Source organism: Roseateles sp. PN1, from assembly GCF_038419725.1.
GTDB lineage: Bacteria > Pseudomonadota > Gammaproteobacteria > Burkholderiales > Burkholderiaceae_C > Paucibacter_A.
This window is the reverse complement of the sequence record NZ_JBCARA010000005.1, coordinates 229,519-246,186: the sequence shown is the minus strand read 5'-3', so window position 1 is coordinate 246,186 and position 16,668 is coordinate 229,519. Positions and strand designations below refer to the sequence as shown.

Below are 16,668 nucleotides of genomic sequence, written 5' to 3'. Positions count from 1 at the left end.
GGTGGATGCATCGGGGCTGAGCCGCAGCTCAGCCCCGATGCGTTGACCTTAGGCCAGGTCGAAACGGTCCAGGTTCATGACCTTGGTCCAGGCGGCCACAAAGTCAGTGACGAACTTGGCTTGCGCATCGCTGCTGCCGTAGACCTCGGCCACGGCGCGCAGCTGCGAGTTGGAGCCGAAGACCAAGTCCGCGCGGGTGGCGCTCCAGCGCAGGGCGCCGGTCTTGCGATCACGGCCTTCAAACAGCTCTTGGTCCGGCGACACGGCCTTCCACTCGGTGCTCATGTCCAGCAGATTGACGAAGAAGTCATTGCTGAGCGTGCCGGGCCGCTGCGTGAACACGCCGTGCGGTGATGCGCCCACATTGGCACCCAGCACCCGCAGGCCGCCGACCAGCACGCTCAACTCCGGCGCGCTCAAGCCCAGCAGCTGGGCCTTGTCGATCAGGAAGGCTTCCGCCGGCACGCTGTAGCGGGCCTTGACGAAGTTGCGGAAGCCGTCGGCCACCGGCTCCAGCACGGCGAAGGCGTCCACATCGGTCTGCGCCTGCGAAGCATCCATGCGGCCCGGCGTGAAGGGCACGCTCAAGGCTTGCCCCGCCTTTTGCGCGGCCAGTTCAATGCCCACGCCTCCGGCCAGCACGATCAGATCGGCCAAAGATACCTGCTTCTTGCTGGCGGCTTGGCTGACATTGAAGGCGCTTTGAATGCCTTCCAGCGTCTGCAGCACCACGGCCAATTGCGCGGGTTGGTTGACGGCCCAATCCTTTTGCGGTGCCAGGCGGATGCGCGCACCATTGGCGCCGCCGCGCTTGTCGGAACCACGGAAGGTGGCGGCCGAGGCCCAGGCGGTGCTGACCAGTTGCGCCACGGTCAGGCCTGAGGCAGCGATCTTGGCCTTGAGTTCGGCGATGTCCTTGGCCTCGATCAGTGCATGGTTGAGCGCGGGGATCGGGTCTTGCCAGATCAACTCTTCGGCCGGCACGTCCGGGCCCAGGTAGCGGCTGCGCGGGCCCATATCGCGGTGGGTCAGCTTGAACCAGGCGCGGGCAAAGGCGTCGGCGAACTGATCCGGGTTGGCCAGGAAGCGGCGCGAGATCTTCTCGTAAGCCGGGTCCACGCGCAGCGACAAGTCGGTGGTCAACATGGTGGGCAGGTGGCGCTTGGCGGGGTCAAAAGCGTCGGGCGTGTTGGCCGTGGCGTTCTTGGCCACCCACTGGTGGGCGCCGGCGGGGCTCTTGCTCAGCTCCCATTCGTAGCCGAACAGGTTTTCGAAGAAGTTATTGCTCCAGGCCGTGGGGGTGGTGGTCCAGGTCACTTCCAGGCCGCTGCCGATGGCGTGCGAGCCCTTGCCGCTGCCGTAGCTATTCACCCAGCCCATGCCTTGCTGGGCCATGTCGGCGGCCTCGGGGTCAACGCCCACATGCTTGGCATCTGCCGCGCCATGGGTCTTGCCGAAGCTGTGGCCACCGGCGATCAGGGCGACGGTTTCTTCGTCATCCATGGCCATGCGGGCAAAGGTTTCGCGGATGTCATGTGCAGCGGCCAGCGGGTCAGGGTTGCCGCCGGGGCCTTCCGGATTCACATAGATCAGGCCCATCTGCACGGCAGCCAGCGGGTTCTCCAGATCACGCGCGCCGGAGTAGCGCTTGTCGTCGCTCAGCCAGGTGCTTTCCGAACCCCAGTAGACGTCTTCCTGCGGCTCCCACACATCGGCGCGGCCACCGGCAAAGCCGAAGGTCTTGAAGCCCATGGACTCCAGCGCGACGTTGCCCGTGAGGATCATCAGATCGGCCCAGGAAATCTTCTGACCGTACTTCTGCTTGATCGGCCACAGCAGGCGGCGCGCCTTGTCGAGGTTGACGTTATCGGGCCAGCTATTGAGCGGCGCAAAGCGCTGCTGGCCGGCCCCGGCGCCGCCACGTCCGTCCCCAGTGCGGTAGGTGCCGGCGCTATGCCAGGCCATGCGCACGAACAGGGGGCCGTAGTGGCCGAAGTCGGCCGGCCACCAGTCTTGGGAATCGGTCATCAGCGCATGCAAGTCTTGCTTGAGCGCGGCCAGGTCCAGGCTCTTGAAGGCCTGGGCGTAGTCAAAGCCCGGGTCAAGCGGATCGGACAGCGCCGAATGCTGATGCAGCACGCCCAGCTTCATCTGGTTGGGCCACCAGTCGCGGCTGGACTTGGCTTGAGCGGCGCTCGCGGCGGCGGCCGCGCTGTGGTTGAAAGGGCACTTGGCTTCGGTGGACATGGGCATCTCTCCTTGGGTTTTGAGCGCCGCCCATCGCAGGGAGGCGTCGCCTTGTGGGGCCAGCTGGGCTGACAGTGCTGCAAGCTTAGGGCGCCTGGATCAATAGCGCCAGTTAATAGAATCAAACTCGTCGATAGCTAAACATAAACTCGACGTCATATCTTCATCAGACAAGGTTTGCCGCGCAATCCCACATTGCTTGGCCGCGCTTGGCCAGCGCACAACTGGCGCCGCAATCAGGCTGCCTGGCGCCGCGCCGTGCGGCCTTGGTCGCAAAAGCCTGGGCCGCCCCGGCCCGATTCGCGACATTGCAGCCCAGCGAAGCCACATCGGCTTCGAGCCCCGGCTGCCATCCTTTGGGTCCGAGCCGGGCGGACCTTGTTTTTGATGGAGTGACAAATCATGTCCAAGACTGCAACTTTCACGCGTTTTTCTTTGCAATCCCTGCGCCCGGCTGCGCTGCTGCTCGCGGCGGCTTGGGCTGGCTGCGGCCCGGCACAGGCGGCCGATAGCAAGCCAGCGGTGCAGGCGACGCCAGCAGCCTCGGCGCCATCGACTGAGCGCAGCCGCGCCGAGGTGGTGGCCGAGTTGGTCAAAGCCCGCGCCGAAGGGCAGATGCCCGCCGACAACGAGGTCGACCCCTTCACCACCCAACGCCGCGCCGAGGCCAAGCTGCGTGAAGAGCGGCGCCTGGCAGCGCTCAAGACAGAGCAGGCCAGTGCCGCCGTCAAGACCGCGCGGCCCCAGTAATCTTCGGCGCAGCGCTGCCCTTTATGCCATGAACTTCCAGGGCGCATAAACCTCTTCGGGGTGGGCGCTGGCCAGGCGCGAGGCCTGCGGCAGCGCCTCGGCGCCATCGCCATAGAGTTGGCGGAACTTCATCAGCAGGGGCTGCCAGCGCTGCGGTGCAATGCGGTGCGAGCCGGGTGATTCGAGCAGCGCGGGGTCAACATGGGTGGCCAGCAAGCGCAGCTCCACCATGCAGGCGGGCACGGGCATGCGCGGGTCTTGAGCCGCGAAAGGGCGTATGTCCACCACCTGCGCTTCCAACTGCACCTGGCATTCGCGCACCCGCGGCGGCGCGACCTGGGTGGAGGCCTCGGCGCTGAGGCCAGCCGCGCCAAATTTGTCGGCGCAAAAGCGATAGTCCAGCATGCGTTTGTGGGCAGGTAGCTGGGCGCTGCCGGTCAACAGCGCCAGTCGGTCGACTGCCTCGGCATTCTGGGTGGAGGCGAGATTGAGCACGCACTCGCCTTCGCGCCGTAGGTTTGCGACTGTTTTCGAGCTGGCATCCAGGCCCAGCATGCAGCTCCAGCCCAGCCACCAGGCCGAGGACATCGGGGCCAGATTGGCGCTAGCGTCTTCGTTCAGCGTGCTGATCAGCAGCACCGGCGTGCCCCAATAATGGATAGCAGGCGTGATGGTGGTCTTGGTCATACAAGGGCCTCGCATGGCGGTTGAGAAAGCCGCAGTGTTGGCGGCCCCGCGCGCAGGTGCCACCCGATTCTTGCGTTCTGCACCGGCGGGGTAATTGCTCCACTCGCTGGCTGCGCAGGTGGGCGTCAGCGCAGCCCCCAAATGAGGCCTTCTGTGCATGGCAGAAGTCCCTGGCCGCGCATGGTGGAGCGGGCTTGCGCGTAGACTGCAAGTGAAGGCCCAGCGGAGGCGCCTGAGGAGAGCTTGTTGAGCTTTGCATCGCCCAGCGGATGGCCTGCACTATCGTGAACGAGCGTCGTTCTTCCCGCAGGCCTCGGATAGGCATCGGCCTGCGTCTGGCACTCAGCTACGGCGCCATCATCCTGCTCTTGGTGGGCCTGAGTGTGGTGGCGGTGCTCAAGCTGAAAACGCTCAGCGAGACCACCAAGCAGGCCCTGCAGCGCGAATACCCGAAGACCGCCCTGGTCAATGAGGTGAACAGCCAGCTCGGCATCGCCGCCCTGGCCATGCGCAATGCGCTGATCTTCAGCGAGGACGCGGCCCTGGCTCAGCATCAGGCGGAAATCACCGAAGCCAATCAACGCATGCTGGCCGCCCTGGCGACGCTGGCGGCGCAAGTCGAAGACCCCTTGGGTCGCGATCTGCTTCGGCGCATGCAGACGGTGCAGTCGGCTTACAGCATCAATCAGGATGATTTCATCGGCCTGCTCAACCAGCATCGCTTGAGTGAGGCGCGCAATCTGCTGATCGTTGATTTGCATGGCTACCAAACCGACTACTTCGCCTTGCTGGAGCAGTTCAGCCAACACCAAGCGGCGCAGATGCTGGCGGCCAGCCGTCATGTCGAGCAAGACTACCTGGAAGCTCGCTGGCTGATCTTTGCGCTTTCAGGCATGGCCCTGCTGCTGAGCGTGCTGGTTACGGTGCTGATCACCCGCTCCCTGCTGCGCCGCCTGGGCGGCGAGCCTGAATATGCGGTGGACATTGCACGCCGCATCGCGGCGGGCGATATGCAGATGGCGATTCACTTACGAGGCAGTGACAGCAGCAGCTTGCTGCACGGTATGGAGGTGATGCGTAAGCGCTTGATCGAGCGTGACGATGCCCTGCGCTGCGCCAATGCCGAGTTGCAGCGCAGCCTCGACGCCATGAGCCAGATGCAGGCGGACCTGGTGGCCAGCGAAAAGCTGGCGGCCTTGGGCGCCCTGGTGGCTGGCGTGGCCCATGAGCTCAATACGCCGATCGGCAACGGCTTGCTGGCGGCCAGCACCATGGCCGATGCGACCCGCCAATTGCATGAGCAGTTGGCCCAGCCGCTGGCCCGCAAGACCATGAACAACTATGTGTCAGAGATGCAGACCGCAAGCGAGATCGTGCTGCGCAATCTGGGCCGGGCCGCTGACCTGATCAGCAGCTTCAAACAAGTGGCGGCTGACCGCGAAAGCTCGCAGCGCCGCCCCTTTTTGCTGCACGAGGTGGTGAATGAAATCTGCAACTCCTTGCAGCCCGCCTTGAGCAAGGCCAGGTGCAGCCTGCTCGCCGAACTGCCTCATGACTTGCAAATGCTCAGCTTCCCCGGCCCCCTCGGTCAGGTGCTGGGCCATCTGATCAATAACGCGATGCTGCATGCTTTTGAGGGGCGTGAGCAGGGGCAAATCAGTATCAGCGCGCGCAGCTTGGGCGCCGATCAAGTCGAGCTGAGCGTCAGGGATGACGGTTGCGGCATCCCGGAAGAGCATTTGAAGCATGTGTTTGAGCCCTTCTTCACGACCACCTTCGGTCGCGGCGGCTCGGGCCTGGGTTTGCACATCGCATTCAATATCGTCACCGGCATATTGGGTGGCAAGATACGCATCGTCAGTCAGCGAGGCCAGGGCACCACGGTCTTGATGAGCCTGCCGCGCGAGGTTGCCAGCGGGGCGCCTGACGGTCAATCCAGCCCCCAGGCGTCTTGAGTCAGTGAACAAGGGAGAGTTCGCCATGTCTGAGCCCAGTGCCTCGCGCCGCGACTGTTTGCGTCAACTGATCTACGGCAGCAGCATGGCGGCGCTGGCGCCCTGGCCGCTGCAGGCCGCGCCGGCGCCGCTGGTGGCCTATCTGACGCCGGGCCTGGATCTGCCCTTCTGGCGCATGCTGGGGCGGGGCGTGCAGACGGTGGTGGAGCCGCAGGGCTTCGCTTTCGAGGCGCTGGACAGCCGCAACAGTGATGCGCAGCAATTGCAGAATGCGCGCGCCGTGTTGGCGCGCGGGGCGGCCGGCATCGTGCTGTCGCCGACCAGCAGCAAGTCGGCGCTGGATGTGTTGGAGCTGGCCAGCCGGGCCAAGGTGCCCGCGGTGGTGGCCGACATTGGCACCAATGGCGGCGAGTATCTGTCCTACATCAAGTCCGATAACTACAAGGGCGCTTTTGGCGTCGGCGTGGTGATGGCCCAGGCGATGAAGGAGCGCGGCTGGCAAGGCGGTGAATACGGGCTTTGCACCATCGCCCTGGATCGCAAAAACGGCCAAGACCGCACCAATGGCTTTCGTGACGCGATGCGCGAAGCGGGCTTTGGCAAAGAGGTGGCGCTGCGGCAGATGAAGAGCTATTCCACCGAGGAGACGCATGGTTTCGTCAAAGAGATGCTGATCCAGTTCCCCAAGCTGCGCGGCCTGTTTGTCGAGGTGGATCAGCCCACCCTGGGCGCGCTGCAGGCGGTACGCGAGGCCAAGCGGGGCAATGATTTGCTGGTGGGCTCTTTTGATGGCATTCCGGAGTTCGTCGACCTGCTCAAGAGCAAGGCCTTGTTGGCGGTAGGCATGCAGCAGCCCTTGCTGATGGGCAGCCGTGCGGCCGAGGCTTTGTTGGCCGGGCGCGCCGGGCAGCTGCCGGCCAAGCAGATTCTGGTGCCTGTGCTGATCGCGACCAGCCGCAATATTGAGGAATGGTTGCCGACGGCGCAGAAAACCGTCTTCGGTCAGGCCGGCCCGTAAGGCTTTGCTCAAGCCAGCGAATGCTCGGCACTTATCGCAAAACCAGAGGCGGCGCCTCGCGCCAGTTCCAGCCCCAGCAGCGCGCGCTTGGTCTGCGGCCCCCAGCGGTATTCGCCAAAGTCGGCATTGGCGCGAATCACCCGGTGGCAGGGGATCAGATAGGCAATCGGGTTGGCCGCCACGCAGCTGGCCACTGCCCGCACCGCCTGCGGCGCGCCGGCCAGACGGGCCAGCTGGCTGTAGGACAAGACCTGACCCTCGGGTATGGCCAGCAGGGCTTGCCACACCTTCAGGCGCAGCGGCGTGCCGCTCATCAAGAGGCCCAGGGGCAGGCGCGCGCCCTGACCGCCGAGCCGGCGCTGCACCTCGGCGGTCAGGGGTGCCAGCTCCTTATGCGCTTCACGCCAGCTGGCCTGGGGCAGGGCAGCGGCGGCCTCGCGCTCGATCAGCTCGGCTGCTGAGGCGTCGCCCATGAAGACCAGGCGCATCACGCCACGCTCACTCGCGGCCAGCCAGATGGGCCCCAGCACGGTGTCAGCACAGGCCCATTGCAGCGTAAGACCGGCGCCACCGTTTTTGAAATCACCCGGCGTCATGCCGTCCAGGCCGATGAACAGGTCATGCAAGCGCGAAGGCCCGGACAGCCCTGCCGCCAGCGCCGCTTCCATCACCGAGTCGGCCTGCGCCAGGCTTTGCTTGGCGCGCTGCAGGGCCAGCGCCTGGCTGAACTCCTTGGGCGTCACGCCGGCCATGCTGACGAAGCTGCGCTGGAAGTGAAACGGGCTCTGTCCGGCCTCGTCGGCCAGCGCTTGCAGCGGCGGCGCCTGCTCGGCCGCGGCGAGCCGCTCAATGGCGGCGCGAATACGTTGATAGCGCGCATTCATCGCGGCGCTACCTGCTGGCATGGTGGGCATTGCCGGGCGGCAAGGTCGCGCGCAAGCAGCCGGGCAGACGGCTCAGCGGCACGGCTTTGAAATTCAAATCGACTGAGGCGCATGGCAAGGGGCTGAAGCTGCGAATGAGCGCATTGTCAAATTGCGCTGCCGTTCTGCCCACCCGATTCTTGCGCCGCCCCGCCGTCCACCCCCTGTGGCGCCTGCAAGGGCAGGTTCACTACAAAGCAAGCGCCTGGCCCCGGCTTGGGCTCCAGCGTCAGGCTGCCGCCCAGCAGGGAGCTCACGATGTTGTGGCTGATTGAGAGGCCCAAGCCGCTGCCGCCCTGGCCGAACTTGGTCGTGAAGAAGGGCTCGAAGATGCGCTTGGCATGGGCCGTGCTGATGCCCAGCCCATCGTCCGCGAAGCGCAACTCAACGCGTCCATCCTTCAGCAGCTGGGCGCTCAAATGCATCTGGCCGCCGCGCCCTTCCCCGAAGCCGTGCAGCATGGCGTTGTTGATCAGATTGCTCAAGACCTGGCCAAAGGGGCCGGGAAAGCTGTTCATCAAGATGCCGGCCGGGATGTCCAGCGTGATCTGGTGCCCCTGCTTGCGGATGCTGGCGTGCAAGGTGGCGACGAGCTGCTCGCACATACCGGCCAGATCAAAGTCGCGGCGCTGCTCCACCGTCTGGTCGACCGCCACCTGCTTGAAGCTGGTGATCAGGCGTGCGGCGGTCTCCAGGCCTCGCATGATCAGCCGCGCCATCGAGCGCGCTTCGTCAAAAAGTCCGCCAACTCGCTGCGGCGCAAGGTATTGGCTACGGCGGCGCGCTCCACCTCGGCCGTTCTTTGTTCCAGCGTGCTGGCCATCAGCAGGCTGTTGCCCAGCGGGGTGTTCAGCTCATGCGCAATGCCGGCCACCAGCGCACCCAGGGCGGCCAGCTTCTCCTGGGCAATCAGCTGGCTTTGCGCCTGCTGCAGGCGCTGGTAGGCGTTGGCGTTGTCCAGTGCGATGGCGGTGTAGGCATTCAGGGTGCGAAAAATCATCCGCTCATGCTCGCCGTAAGCATCGGCCAGTGGCGACTGCACCGTCACCACGCCAAGCAGACGATCCCCGATCAACAGCGGCGCAAACAGCGCGCTGAGGGTGCGCATGGTGCCGGGGACCTGACTGGGGTCGCTGCCGTCGGCCGCCAGTTGCACCGACAGTTCGCTGCGTTCGAGCGCGCAGCGCGCTGCATTCGAAGCCGAATCGTTCAGTGGAATATGGTCGGGCGGCAGACGTGCGCCGCCCTCGAAACCGAACACCGAGTTCAGACCCTGGCCCTCGGCGTCAAGCAGATAGATTTCGAACGAGCGGGCATCCAGCAAGGAGGGGATGTGCTGGCTGAGCGCCGAGAAGATCGAGTTCAGGTCGAGTTGGCGGGTCAGCTCCTGGCCGATCAGGCCGAGCTTCTCCAGCGTGTCGCTATTGCGCTGCATCAGCTGGGCTTTTTGTCGCTCGGCCTCGGCCAACTGGCCCAGGTAGTCGGCCTGGGCGCGCGCACTCTCGCTCAAATTGCGCAACTGGATCGAGGCCAGGCGCTTGTCAGCCTCGCGGCCCAGCGTCTGGGCACGCGAACTGGCCGCCAGTTGGCTGGCCTCAAAGGCCTCCTGGTAGCGCCCTGCATCGGCATAGGCGATGGCCAGGGCATTGAGCAGATCGGCCCCGTCCTGGTAGCCGGCGATCGACTTGGCGCGCTCGCGGGCGCGTTCCAGGTATTGCAGCGCCAGGCCTTGCGGATCGGCTGCTTGACGCTGCGCGATGCGTGCCAGCAGCAGGCCCAGCTCCACCTCCAGTTCACCCGCGCCGCGCGATGCCGCCAACTGCAAAGCCTGCTGTGCAAAGCGCTCGGCCTCATCTAACTGTTCCAGTTGCAGCATGGCCTGGGCTTGGCCGCGCAGCGCGACCATTTGCAAATCGACGAATCCCCCCAGGGCCTGCAGGCGCGCAAAGTAGCCGGTGGCCTCTTGCGCCCGCGTTTGATCGAGCGCCAAACGGCCCAGATAACTCAAGCCCAGCGCGTAATTGCGCGCTTGCGCTTGGTTGGAAAAGCATTGCAGCGCCTCGGTCAAATGCTGCTGAGCCAAGTCCAGTTGGCCGAGCCGGCGCAGCGTATCGCCCAAGAGCATCAGGCAGTTGCCGGTGCTGTTGCGCCAGCCCTGGCCGCGCGCCATATCCAGGGCGCGCTCGGTCCACTCCAGCGCCGCTTCCGGGGCATTCAATTCATTGAAGGAATGTCCCAGATTGACCTGGGCGGTGATGGCCTCGCTGATATGGCCGGCGTCCTTGAGGGGCTCGATCAGGGCCGAAAAACGTTGGATCGCTTCGCTCAGCTTGCTGGCGCGCATGACCCGGTAAGCGCCGTAGAGCTCAATCAGGGGCCGCGATGCGGGCGCGAGCGCGGCGTCGATGTGCTCAAAACGGTCGCCCCAGCGGGCCTCGGCGGCGTAGCGGTCCGTCAAGCCGGCGTAGCGGGCTTGGCTGCATTCCAGCAGCCATTGCCGATCAAGGTCGCCGGCGCGCCGCGCCAGCTCGAAGCCGTGGCCGACCAGGTCGCAGCGGACCATATCGCCGTCGGCTGGGCTCAACAGCGCCAAAATCCAGCAGGCATCGGCAGCCGAAATCCAGTCGGCCGCCGCCTCGGCTTGTTGAAGAATCAGTGTGGCCAGGGCCTTGTCTTGGGCCGGCTCACCGCGCAGTCGGCGGACTTCAATGCCGGTCAGTTGCAGGCGCCAGCGCAGCGAAGCGAGCAGCTCGGGCGGCAGGGCCGCGCAGGCCGCTGGGCTCAGCGCTTGCTCGACCTGCTGGGCCAGGGCGAGGGCGCGGCCGCAGTCGCGTTCGCGCAAAAGCCAGGCCAGCCGCGTTTGCGCCGGCAGCCGTTGCGGCGAGGGCAGGCCGGCGACTTCTTCCGCCAAGGCCTCGACCTCGGCGTTCAAGGCAAAGAAGGCCGGCGCCTGCCTCATGACAGGCGCGTCACCCCGGCCAGCTCGCAGCCGTAGACGGCATTGCGCAAGGCGGCAATGGCCTCGTAGCGGGTAAAGGTCTTGCGCCAGGCCAGCACCACCCGGCGGGTGGGCACGGGCGCGGCGAAGGGAATGAAGCGCAGATGATCCAGCTCTTGGCGCTGCTTGGGCACCGACATGGCCGGCACCACGGTCACGCCCATGCCCGAGGCGACCATGTGTTTGATGGTTTCCAGCGAGCTGCCTTCGAAGCTTTTGCGTATGCCTTCGGCGTCGCTGGAAAAGCGTGCGAATTCCGGGCAGACCTCCAACACCTGATCGCGGAAGCAGTGGCCGGCGCCCAGCAGCAACATGGTTTCTTGCTTGAGCTCCTGGGTGCTGATGCTGCTGCACTGGGCCAAGGGGTGCTTGGCGGGCACGGCGACCATGAAGTCCTCGTCATACAGCGGCGCCACGGCCAGGCCGGTGTCGGGGAAGGGCTCGGCCAGGATGGCGCAGTCCAGCTCGCCGGTGCGCAGCATATCGAGCAGGCGCACGGTGAAGTTCTCCTGCAGCATCAGCGGCATCTGCGGGTAGTCTTCAATCACCCGCTTGACCAGCTCGGGCAACAGATAGGGGCCGATGGTGTGGATCAGGCCCAGGCGCAACTCACCGGCCAGGGGATCTTGGCCGCGCTTGGCGATTTCTTTGATGGCATGGGCTTGCTCCAGCACCGACTGGGCCTGGCGCACGATGTCCGCGCCCAGGGCGGTGACCGAGACCTCGGCCGCGCCGCGCTCGAAGATCTTCACATCCAGCTCTTCTTCCAGCTTCTTGATCGCCACGCTCAAAGTGGGCTGCGACACAAAGCAGGCTTCGGCGGCACGGCCGAAATGCCGCTCGCGGGCCACGGCGACGATGTAACGCAACTCGGTCAGGGTCATGGGTTCGGCTTTCTGCTGGGCAGCTGGCGCAGGCAAAGCCTATATTGTCAGGGGCGAAGTGCAAGCCGTGCTTGCCGCATGACATCGGGGCACACAGCTACACTTCGGGCCGCTGGCATGGGACTTTCAATTGCCGGCCCAGCTTTTCTTTCAACGCTCAGGTGCCATCATGACCGAACGCAAACCCATCAGCATCCAGCGCCTGTTGGACATGCACGCCAGCGGCGAAAAAATCGCCATGCTGACCTGCTACGACGCCGCCTTCGCCACGCTGCAGGATGAGGCGGGCGTGGACGTGCTCTTGGTCGGCGACTCGCTGGGCAATGTGCTGCAAGGCCAGACCAGCACGGTGCCGGTGAGCCTGGAAGACATGGTTTATCACACCCGCTGTGTGGTGCGTGGCCGCAAGAACGCCTGGGTGATCGGCGATCTGCCCTTCGACAGCTATCAGGCCAGCCCACAAGAAGCCTGGAAAAGCGCCGCCGCGCTGGTCAAGGCCGGCGCGCATATGGTCAAGCTCGAAGGCGGTGGCTGGACCGCGCCGGTGGTCAAGTTCATCGTCGAGCGCGGCATTCCGGTCTGCGCCCATCTGGGCCTGACGCCGCAGACCGCCACCATGCTGGGCGGCTTCAAGGTGCAGGGCCGCGACGATGCCGCCGCCGCGCTGCTTAAGCGCCAGGCCATCGAACTGGCCGAGGCCGGCGCGCAAATGCTGGTGCTGGAGATGGTGCCGGCCGGCCTGGCCGCCGATCTGACCCAGACCTTGAACATCCCCGTCATCGGCATCGGTGCCGGTGTGGGCTGCTCCGGCCAGGTGCTGGTGCTGCACGACATGCTCAACATCACGCCCGGCCGCCGGCCGCGCTTCGTCAAGAACTTCATGGCCGGCGCGGCCTCGGTGCAAGACGCCGTGGCGCGCTATGTGGCCGAGGTCAAGATGCAGACCTTCCCGCAGAATGACCTGCACAGCTATTGATTGACGGATAAGTTCTCAATCTGGCTGTCCCTTTTCTCTTCTCGTTTTTTCATGCAACTGATTCACGACATCGCCGGCCTGCGCCAGGCATTGGCCGCCGACCCGCGCCGCGCTTTTGTGCCCACCATGGGCAATTTGCATGAGGGCCATCTGACCCTGATTCGCCAAGCCCGCGCCGCGCTCGATGCGCAAGGCAGCGGCGGCCTGGTGGTGGCCAGCATCTTCGTCAACCGCCTGCAATTCGCGCCGCACGAGGACTTTGACCGCTATCCGCGCACCCTGGCGCGTGATTGCGAACTGCTGCAAGCCGCGGGTTGTGACGTGGTGTTTGCGCCCGACGAGCGCGAGCTCTACCCCGAGCCGCAGGGCTACAAGGTGCAGCCGCCGACCGAGTTGGCCGACATTCTTGAAGGCGAGTTCCGCCCCGGCTTTTTCACCGGCGTGTGCACGGTGGTGGCCAAGCTCTTCAATATCGTGCGGCCCTCCATCGCCCTGTTCGGCAAGAAGGACTATCAGCAGTTGATGGTGCTGCGCCGCATGGTGGCGCAGATGGCGCTGCCGATTCAGATCATCGGTGGCGAAACCACCCGCAGCGCTGAAGGCCTGGCCCTGTCATCGCGCAACGGCTATCTCAGCGAGCTTGAGCGCGCGGAAGCCTTGCGCCTGAGCCGCACGCTCAAAGCCATGTTGGCGCGTTGGGCCGCGGGCGAGCAAGACCTGAGCCTGCTGGAAGCCGAGGCGATGGCGCATCTGCGCGCCCACGGCTGGCAGCCGGACTATGTCTGCCTGCGCCGCCAGCATGATTTGGGCCCGGCGCAAGCGGGCCAGCCTGTGGTTGCCCTGGCGGCGGCCAAGCTGGGCGCGACCCGGCTGATCGACAACATCGAGGGCTGAGGGCCGCGCAGTGCGGGCCCCGATCGGGGCCTGCCGCTGCTGATGCTGCTTTACTTGACCGTCAGCAGTTCCACATCGAACACCAGTGCCGCATTGGGCGGAATCACATTGCCGGCGCCTGCCGTGCCATAGGCCATGCTGGCCGGGATGATCAGGGTGCGCTTGCCGCCCGCCTTCATGCCCAGGATGCCCAGCTGCCAGCCTTGAATCACCGAAGACACGCCCAGGGTGAAGCCAAAGGGGTTGCCGCCCACCGAGCTGTCGAACTTGGCGCCGCGCAGATCGGCGGCCTTTTGGTCATACAGCCAGCCGGTGTAGTGCACCGTCAGCACGCTGCCGCCGACGGCTGTTGCGCCGGTGCCGACCGCGGTGTCGTTCGTCTTGAGTGCGGTGACGGAGGCCCAGCCTGCGCTGTCTGTTGAGCTGCCCGAGTCATTGCCACCGCCGCAGGCGCTGAGGCCCAGGGTCGCGACGAGGACGGTGGCAGCCAAGTTCGAGGCACGGAAAAAAGGCTTGATCATGATGAGTGGGCAAACTTTGTTGTATTGAAAGTGAAGACGAGGGCAAAAAACAATCAAGCCCTTGGCGGATCGAAGGCCGCGATTTTGCGCGCATTTGTTGGCTGGCTTGTTTCACCCGCCGCACTTCCCAGGCGCCATTCGCACAAGACCTGTCATCCCCTGATCACGCTGCGGCGTTGAAAGCTCTGTCAACAGGGAGTTTTCAAGCATGCGTACCGATCTTTGTACTGACCGCAATCTCAACCATCGCCGTGCTTTTGGCACCCGCGCGCTCACGGCCGCGGCCCTCGTGCTGAGCAGCCTCTTGCTGAGCGCCTGCGGCGGCGGTGGAGATGGCGGTGATCATGACCGCCTGCCTTTGCCCACACCCAACCCGAACCCCCGACCCAATACTCTGAGCTGCAGCAGCGAAGGCCTGGCCAAGTCGGCGCAAAGCAGCTATGCCACCGTGTGCATGCTGACCAGCAGCGGCGAAATCGTGTTTGAGCTTTACACGCCCTACGCGCCGGTGACGGTCAACAACTTCCTGCGCTATGTGGCCGATGGCGCCTACAGCAACACCTTGTTCCACCGGGTGGATCGCGACTTCGTGATCCAGGGCGGGGCCTACACCAGTGGCATGGTGGAGCGCTTCCCGGCCTACGCGCCCATCGTGTCTGAAAGCAATAACGGCCTGGCCAATCTGCCCGGCACCTTGGCGATGGCGCGGCGCGGCGACCCCAATAGCGCCACCAACCAGTTCTTCATCAATGTGGTCGACAACCCTGGGCTTGACTACAAGAACGCGGCCCAACCCGGTTACACCGTCTTCGGCCGCGTCATCTCCGGCATGGCCACGGTGCAGGCCATCAATGCGGTGCCCACTTACCGCTACAGTGATACCGATCTCCAGCCACAACAAGAAGTGTTGATCTATTGGGTGCAACGCCTGAAGTAATGAGGAACCGAAGCGGGCCGCCATCGCTGCAACAGCAAAAACTGCAGCAGCAGCGGCCCGTGAGCTTGACGGCTATGCGCCTGAGCGGCAGCGCTGCCGAGTTGCGCGCCTTGCTGCGCCGCTGGTCCGGCTTTGTGCTGGTGGTGGCCATGGTGCTGGGCCCGTTTTTCACCACCTTGATCGGCTGGCCGGCCTTGCCCTTGTTCTGGGCGGTGCAGCAAGCGCCGAAAGGCGCGGGCCTGGCGCTGCTGGCCATCGCTGCCCACGCCATGCCTGCCGCCCTGCTGTGTTGGGCGCTGCGCGAGCAACTGCTGCCCGCGCGCTGGTTGCCGGCCGAGGCCAGCCTGCCGCTGAGTGGGCGCCAGCGCCTAGCCGCCGACTTGGCCGTGCTGGCCTTGGCGCAAGCGCCCTGGCTGCTGCTCAATCTCATTTCCATGCTGGCTTGGCGGCGCGACAGCCCCGCCTGGATGCAGGGCCTGTGGCTGGGTGTGCTGGCCGGCTTTGCCTCCTCGTTGATCATCTCCAGCGCCTTGGGCGTGCTGGCTCTGCATTGGCAGCGGCGCCGCCCGGTCGTGCCGGCCCGCCGAACCCCGAGCAGGGCTGCTGCCGACGCTAGCTCGGCTTCGCCCCAACCCTTGCTCGCCAAGCGCTCACCCTGGTTCAGCCTGCTGTGGCTGCCGCTGTGGCGCGGCCCGGCGCGGGCGGTGTTGTGGGCCTGGCTGCTGGCGCTGCTCTTGCCTGGCTTGAGCTTGTTGCTGGCCTGGCATTGGCCGCAACAGGCCTCCTGGGCCTTGGCCTTGTTCACTTTGATGGTGATGGGCTGGACGGCGCGTCTGCACAGTCTGGCCGAGCGTTGCTACGGCCCGCTGCGCCTGGCCAGCCAGTTGCTGCCTGTTGCCGATGTGTCCTGGGCCTGGCGCTTGGCCGTGCTGAGTCTCTTGCCCGCCGTCTTGGCTTGGCTGGCCCTGGCCGGCTTGTTGATGGTCGGGCCCTGGGTCTTGGCGCCGCGTGCCACGCCGCTGTTCATGCTGCTGGGCTTGCTGGCGCCGACGCTGGCGATTGCCTTTGATGGCGGCGGTGCAGAGCTGCGTGCCGCGCGCTGGCTCTTGTGTTGGGCGGTGTGGGTGGCGGTGGCCAGCGAGGTGTTGATGTGATGAAAAAACAAGAAGCGAAAAAGAGCGCCGCATGAGTCTCGAAGCGAACTTTTTGCACTGCGATGCGCTCAGCTTTGCATACACCCAGCAGCGCAGGGTGGTGGACCTGTGGACGCAGACCCTGGCGCCGGGCCTGTGCTGGCTGCGCGGCGCCAACGGCACCGGCAAATCAACCCGCTTGAAGCTGCTGGCCGGTGCCCTCACGCCGCAATACGGCACGGTGCGCCTGCAAGGCTTGGACTTGCAGGCGCAGCCGCTAGACTATCGCCGCCAAGTCAGCTGGGTGGGCGCCGAGCCGCCACCCTTTGAGCATCTGAATCCGGCCGAGCGCTTTGCCTTTCTCGCCGGGCTTTACCCCCACGCCGATGCGTCGCAGTGGCAGGCTCATGTGGACGGCTTTGGCCTGACGCCGTTTCTGCACCAGCCCCTGAGCCAGCTTTCCACCGGCACCCAGCACAAGGCGGCCCTGGCGGCGGCGCTGGCTTTGCAAACGCCCTTGCTCTTGCTGGACGAGCCGCTGAACGCGCTGGATGCGCAGTCGCTCAGCTATCTGCGCGCACGCATGGCTGAGGCGGCGCAGGCCCGCGATCGCCTCTGGCTGGTGGTCAGCCACGAGGATCTTGGCGTGCCGCCCAGCGCTTGTCTTGACCTGTAGCAAGGCGCAGCGCGGCGCTGGCGCATAACCTAGCGGGTTGCTTGCCTTTTGCTTGCCACCTTCTCGGCC

15 protein-coding genes are annotated in these 16,668 nt (G+C 65.3%); 8 read left to right on the top strand and 7 right to left on the bottom strand.

Annotation, left to right across the window (positions count from 1 at the left end; genetic code table 11):
• Nucleotides 1-48 precede the first annotated feature (48 nt).
• Nucleotides 49-2,247, bottom strand: coding sequence for a catalase/peroxidase HPI (gene katG, locus AABB87_RS10420; RefSeq protein WP_341971170.1), 2,199 nt, complete (start codon nucleotides 2,245-2,247; stop codon nucleotides 49-51).
• Between the two features lie 402 nt (nucleotides 2,248-2,649).
• On the opposite strand from katG, the gene AABB87_RS10415 reads away from it, so the two are divergent.
• Nucleotides 2,650-2,997 (top strand): DUF4148 domain-containing protein, encoded by a 348-nt coding sequence (locus AABB87_RS10415; protein WP_341971169.1) that lies wholly within the window; start codon nucleotides 2,650-2,652, stop codon nucleotides 2,995-2,997.
• Between the two features lie 21 nt (nucleotides 2,998-3,018).
• Here the strand turns inward: AABB87_RS10415 and AABB87_RS10410 are convergent, their stop codons facing one another.
• Nucleotides 3,019-3,684: a flavin reductase family protein gene (locus tag AABB87_RS10410; protein ID WP_341971168.1), complete on the bottom strand. Its 666-nt coding sequence runs from the start codon at nucleotides 3,682-3,684 to the stop codon at nucleotides 3,019-3,021.
• A gap of 284 nt (nucleotides 3,685-3,968) precedes the next feature.
• On the opposite strand from AABB87_RS10410, the gene AABB87_RS10405 reads away from it, so the two are divergent.
• Together AABB87_RS10405 and AABB87_RS10400 are read left to right on the top strand one after the other, a co-directional pair.
• Entirely contained in the window at nucleotides 3,969-5,639 is a 1,671-nt protein-coding gene (locus AABB87_RS10405) for an ATP-binding protein (protein ID WP_341971167.1), read from the top strand.
• Nucleotides 5,640-5,664: 25 nt separating this feature from the next.
• On the top strand, nucleotides 5,665-6,657 hold the full coding sequence (locus tag AABB87_RS10400; RefSeq protein WP_341971166.1) for a substrate-binding domain-containing protein: 993 nt from the start codon (nucleotides 5,665-5,667) through the stop codon (nucleotides 6,655-6,657).
• Between the two features lie 8 nt (nucleotides 6,658-6,665).
• Here the strand turns inward: AABB87_RS10400 and AABB87_RS10395 are convergent, their stop codons facing one another.
• The 4 genes from AABB87_RS10395 to AABB87_RS10380 form a co-directional block, all read right to left on the bottom strand.
• On the bottom strand, nucleotides 6,666-7,562 hold the full coding sequence (locus AABB87_RS10395) for a bifunctional transcriptional activator/DNA repair enzyme AdaA (RefSeq protein WP_341971165.1): 897 nt from the start codon (nucleotides 7,560-7,562) through the stop codon (nucleotides 6,666-6,668).
• Between the two features lie 125 nt (nucleotides 7,563-7,687).
• Nucleotides 7,688-8,284 (bottom strand): sensor histidine kinase, encoded by a 597-nt coding sequence (locus AABB87_RS10390; RefSeq protein WP_341971164.1) that lies wholly within the window; start codon nucleotides 8,282-8,284, stop codon nucleotides 7,688-7,690.
• Between the two features lie 2 nt (nucleotides 8,285-8,286).
• The gene (locus AABB87_RS10385; protein ID WP_341971163.1) at nucleotides 8,287-10,539 is read right to left on the bottom strand and encodes a GAF domain-containing protein; all 2,253 of its coding nucleotides are present in this window, start codon (nucleotides 10,537-10,539) and stop codon (nucleotides 8,287-8,289) included.
• Nucleotides 10,536-11,462, bottom strand: a complete 927-nt coding sequence (locus AABB87_RS10380; RefSeq protein ID WP_058721485.1) for a LysR substrate-binding domain-containing protein — start codon at nucleotides 11,460-11,462, stop codon at nucleotides 10,536-10,538. Before AABB87_RS10380 ends, AABB87_RS10385 begins: the two co-directional genes overlap by 4 nt.
• 169 nt (nucleotides 11,463-11,631) lie before the next feature.
• On the opposite strand from AABB87_RS10380, the gene panB reads away from it, so the two are divergent.
• On the top strand, nucleotides 11,632-12,438 hold the full coding sequence (panB, locus tag AABB87_RS10375) for a 3-methyl-2-oxobutanoate hydroxymethyltransferase (protein ID WP_058722473.1): 807 nt from the start codon (nucleotides 11,632-11,634) through the stop codon (nucleotides 12,436-12,438).
• A 51-nt stretch (nucleotides 12,439-12,489) separates the two neighbouring features.
• Nucleotides 12,490-13,332: a pantoate--beta-alanine ligase gene (gene panC / locus AABB87_RS10370; protein ID WP_341971162.1), complete on the top strand. Its 843-nt coding sequence runs from the start codon at nucleotides 12,490-12,492 to the stop codon at nucleotides 13,330-13,332.
• A gap of 50 nt (nucleotides 13,333-13,382) precedes the next feature.
• On the opposite strand, the gene AABB87_RS10365 is transcribed toward panC, so the two are convergent.
• A complete protein-coding gene (locus AABB87_RS10365; protein ID WP_341971161.1) occupies nucleotides 13,383-13,853 on the bottom strand; it encodes an FKBP-type peptidyl-prolyl cis-trans isomerase in 471 nt (156 codons plus the stop codon).
• A gap of 208 nt (nucleotides 13,854-14,061) precedes the next feature.
• Between AABB87_RS10365 and AABB87_RS10360 the strand changes: the two genes are divergently transcribed.
• From AABB87_RS10360 to AABB87_RS10350, 3 genes are read left to right on the top strand one after another with little or no spacing between them, the layout of a single operon-like run.
• Nucleotides 14,062-14,790: a peptidylprolyl isomerase gene (locus AABB87_RS10360; protein ID WP_341971160.1), complete on the top strand. Its 729-nt coding sequence runs from the start codon at nucleotides 14,062-14,064 to the stop codon at nucleotides 14,788-14,790.
• Between the two features lie 59 nt (nucleotides 14,791-14,849).
• Nucleotides 14,850-15,944, top strand: a complete 1,095-nt coding sequence (locus tag AABB87_RS10355) for a hypothetical protein (protein ID WP_341971159.1) — start codon at nucleotides 14,850-14,852, stop codon at nucleotides 15,942-15,944.
• Between the two features lie 31 nt (nucleotides 15,945-15,975).
• Entirely contained in the window at nucleotides 15,976-16,599 is a 624-nt protein-coding gene (locus AABB87_RS10350) for an ABC transporter ATP-binding protein (protein ID WP_341971158.1), read from the top strand.
• Nucleotides 16,600-16,668: the final 69 nt, after the last annotated feature.

Excerpts from the sequence above, each read along its gene's own strand:
- AABB87_RS10380 (WP_058721485.1), bottom strand. The coding sequence starts at position 11,462 with ATGACCCTGACCGAGTTGCGTTACATCGTCGCCGTGGCCCGCGAGCGG.
- AABB87_RS10360 (WP_341971160.1), top strand. The coding sequence starts at position 14,062 with ATGCGTACCGATCTTTGTACTGACCGCAATCTCAACCATCGCCGTGCT.
- AABB87_RS10390 (WP_341971164.1), bottom strand. The coding sequence starts at position 8,284 with ATGCGAGGCCTGGAGACCGCCGCACGCCTGATCACCAGCTTCAAGCAG.
- panB (WP_058722473.1), top strand. The coding sequence starts at position 11,632 with ATGACCGAACGCAAACCCATCAGCATCCAGCGCCTGTTGGACATGCAC.
- katG (WP_341971170.1), bottom strand. The coding sequence starts at position 2,247 with ATGTCCACCGAAGCCAAGTGCCCTTTCAACCACAGCGCGGCCGCCGCC.
- AABB87_RS10395 (WP_341971165.1), bottom strand. The coding sequence starts at position 7,562 with ATGCCAGCAGGTAGCGCCGCGATGAATGCGCGCTATCAACGTATTCGC.
- AABB87_RS10365 (WP_341971161.1), bottom strand. The coding sequence starts at position 13,853 with ATGATCAAGCCTTTTTTCCGTGCCTCGAACTTGGCTGCCACCGTCCTC.
- AABB87_RS10415 (WP_341971169.1), top strand. The coding sequence starts at position 2,650 with ATGTCCAAGACTGCAACTTTCACGCGTTTTTCTTTGCAATCCCTGCGC.
- AABB87_RS10410 (WP_341971168.1), bottom strand. The coding sequence starts at position 3,684 with ATGACCAAGACCACCATCACGCCTGCTATCCATTATTGGGGCACGCCG.
- AABB87_RS10350 (WP_341971158.1), top strand. The coding sequence starts at position 15,976 with ATGAGTCTCGAAGCGAACTTTTTGCACTGCGATGCGCTCAGCTTTGCA.
- AABB87_RS10385 (WP_341971163.1), bottom strand. The coding sequence starts at position 10,539 with ATGAGGCAGGCGCCGGCCTTCTTTGCCTTGAACGCCGAGGTCGAGGCC.
- panC (WP_341971162.1), top strand. The coding sequence starts at position 12,490 with ATGCAACTGATTCACGACATCGCCGGCCTGCGCCAGGCATTGGCCGCC.
- AABB87_RS10400 (WP_341971166.1), top strand. The coding sequence starts at position 5,665 with ATGTCTGAGCCCAGTGCCTCGCGCCGCGACTGTTTGCGTCAACTGATC.